The sequence below is a fragment of the Lysobacter enzymogenes genome, from assembly GCF_017168095.1.
GTDB classification, from domain to species: domain Bacteria; phylum Pseudomonadota; class Gammaproteobacteria; order Xanthomonadales; family Xanthomonadaceae; genus Lysobacter; species Lysobacter enzymogenes_D.
Genome location: NZ_LXSD01000189.1, coordinates 1 through 3,247, shown reverse-complemented (window position 1 = coordinate 3,247; position 3,247 = coordinate 1). Strand labels below are relative to the sequence as shown.

1 protein-coding gene is annotated in these 3,247 nt (G+C 70.7%); it reads right to left on the bottom strand.

The window, feature by feature from the left end; all coding sequences use genetic code 11:
* The coding region (locus A7A76_RS04975; protein WP_241200734.1) for an efflux RND transporter permease subunit at positions 1-3,117 on the bottom strand (3,117 nt) is incomplete at its 3' end.
* Positions 3,118-3,247: the final 130 nt, after the last annotated feature.

Below are 3,247 nucleotides of genomic sequence, written 5' to 3'. Positions count from 1 at the left end.
CAGGCGCGCGAACCACGGCCGGCGCGCCGGCGCCGCCGCGCTCTCGCGCCGCGCCCGCTTCGCCGCCTTGCGCTGCGCGCGGTCGTGCAGCCACAGGTAGATCGCCGGCGTGCTCAACAACGTCAGCAACTGCGAGACCAGCAACCCGCCGAGGATGGCGATGCCCAGCGGCTGGCGCATTTCCGAGCCCACGCCGAAGCCGATCGCCAGCGGCAGCGCCGCGCCCATCGCCGCCAGCGTGGTCATCACGATCGGGCGGAAGCGCACCAGCGCCGCCTCGGTGATCGCCTCGACCGGATCCATGCCGCGCTCGCGCTCGGCGACCAGGGCGAAGTCGACCATCATGATCGCGTTCTTCTTGACGATGCCGATCAGCATCAGCACCGCGATCACCGACATCAGGGTCAGCTGGGTCTGGGTCACCAGCATCGCCAGGAACGCGCCCATGCCGGCCGCCGGCAGGGTCGACAGGATCACCAGCGGGTGGAACAGGCTGTTGTAGAGCATGCCCAGCAGCACGTACATCAGCACGATCACGCTGACCAGCATCAGCGCCGCGCCGCCGGCGGCCTCCATCAGCTGCTGGTTGCTGCCCGAGTATTCCTTCTGCACGCCCGGCGGCAGCGGCGTGCGGCCGATCAACTGGTCGACCGCGCGGATGCCGTCGACCTGGCTCACTCCGGGCTTGAGGTTGTAGCTGATCGTCGCCGATTCGAGCTGGTTGTAGTGCGAGACCTTGGTCGGCGTGATCGCCGGGGCGATGGTGGCGATGGCCGACAGCGGCACCATCTCGCCCCGACCGGTGCGCAGGTAGGTGTCGAGCAGTTGCTCCGGGCCCGAGTCGCGCGCGCGCGCCGAGGTCAGCACCACCCGGTACTGGTTGATGTCCGAATAGATCAGCGACACCGGGCGCTGGCCGAAGGCGTTGTACAGCGCGTCGTCGACGTCGGCCACCGACAGGCCCAGGCGCGCGGCGGCTTCGCGGTCGACGGTGATCGCCTGCTGCTTGCCGACGCTGTCGAAGCTGGTGCCGACGTCGAGCAGCTGCGGCAGCGCGCGCAGGCGCTGGGCCAGGCGCAGGGTCACGTCCTGCAGGCCGGCGCCGCTGGAACTGGTCAGTTGCAGCTTGTACTTGCCGCCGCTGCCGCCGCCGCGTTCGCCGCCGCCGAAGAACTGCACCGAGTTCAGCACCACCTCGACGTCGGCCAGGGGCTTGTATTGCTTGTTGAGCCGCTCCACCACCTCGGCCGTGGTGGCCTTGCGCTCGCGCAGCGGACGCAGGTCGACGAACAGGCTGGCGGTGCCGCTTTCGCCGGCGCCCAGGTCGCCGCCGCCGAGGATGGTGGTGACGTTGGCCACCGCCGGGTCGGCGCGCAAGGTGGTCGCGACTTCGCGCACGCGCCGGGCGAACAGCTCGGGGGCGACGTTGGCGTCGGTGCGCACGCTGACGTCCATCATGCCGAGGTCTTCGTCGGGCATGACCGCGCCGCCGGCGGTCATCGCCACCGCCGCGGCCAGCGCGCCGGTCAGCACGATCAGGCTCAGCGGCTGCCAGCGCATCAGCCGGCGGTGATGCATCGACCACACCAGCATGCGCCGGTACAGCTCCAGCGCGGCGTCGTCCCAGCGGTGCAGGCGGCGCTCCAGGCGGGCGAAGAAACCGGGGGCGTCCGCGGCCGGCGCCGGGTCGTGGCGCAGGTACTTGCCGCACAGCGCCGGCGTCACCGTCAGCGACACCACCGCGCTGACCACGATCGCCACCACCAGGGTCACCGCGAACTCGCGCACCAGGGTCACGAACATGTTGTTGCCGAACACCATCGGCGCGAACACCGCCACCAGCGACAAGGTGATCGAGACCACGGTGAAGCCGATCTCGCGGGTGCCGTTGAGCGAAGCCTCCAGCGGCTTCTGCCCGAACTCCATGTGCCGCACCACGTTCTCGATCACCACGATGGCGTCGTCGACGACGAAGCCGATCGCCAGCACCAGCGCGATCAGCGAGAAGGTGTTGAGCGAGAAATCCATGAAGTACATGGCGATGAACGCGCCGGCCAGCGACAGCGGCACGCTGGCCATGGCGATCAGGGTCGGGCCGATCCGGCGCAGGAACAGCAGCATCACCATCGCCACCATCACCACGCTCAGCATCAGGGTGAACTCGACCTCGTGCAGGGCCGACTTGGTGGTTTCGGTGAGATCGAAGATCGGGTGGATGCCGACGTCGGCCGGGACGATCCGGCTCAGGCCCGGCAGCGCCGCGCGGATCGCCTCCACCGTCGCCACCGCGTTGGCGTCGGGGCGCTTGCTGATCTGCAGCACCACCGCGCGCTCGCCGTTGAACGAGGCGCTCTGGTGCTCGTCCTCCTGGCCGTCGAACACCCGCGCCACGTCCGCCAGCCGCACCGGCGCGCGATCGCGCACGGCGATCACCAGCCCGGCGAAATCGCTGGCGCGGTGCAGCGAGGCGGTGGTGCTCAGCAGCAGGCGCTGCGGCCCGTCGCGCACCTCGCCCAGCGCCGAGGTCACGTTGGCGGCGGTCAGCGCGTTCTGCACTTCGTTGGCGGTCAGGCCCTTGGCGGCCAGGGCGCGATCGTCGAGCTCCACCCGCACCGCGCGCGGCGAGCCGCCGGACAGCTGCACCGTCGCCACGCCCGACACCCGCGCGATCACCGGCTTGGCCAGGTTGTCGGCGACTTCGAACAGCTGATCGGCCGACAGGCTGCTGGAGGTCATCGTCACCAGCAGCACCGGCAGCTGCGAGGTGTCGAACTTGAAGTATTGCGGCGGCGACGGCATGCCCGCGGGCAGGTCCGACATCGAGGCGTTGATCGCCGCCTGCACGTCGCGCGCGGCCGAGTCGGCGTCGATGCCGAACTCGAACATGATCTGGACCTGGGCGCTGTTCTCGTTGGCGGTGCCGGAGATGTCCTTGACCCCGGGGATGCGGCCCAGGTGGCGCTCCAGCGGCGTCATCACCGTCGCCGCCATGGTCTGCGCGTTGGCGCCGGGCATCTGCGCGAACACCACCACCGCCGGGAAGTCCAGCGCCGGCAGCGCGGCCACGCCGAGCATGACGAACGACCACAGCCCGGCCAGGATCAGGCCCAGGCCCATCAGCGAGGCGCCGATCGGGCGGCGGATGACCGGCGCGAACAGGTTCCAGCCGCTGCCCTCGCGCTCGCCGGCGCCGGCGGCGCCCGCGCCCTCGCCAGCCATGCCCTCGCCGCCGGCGCTCATGCCGGCG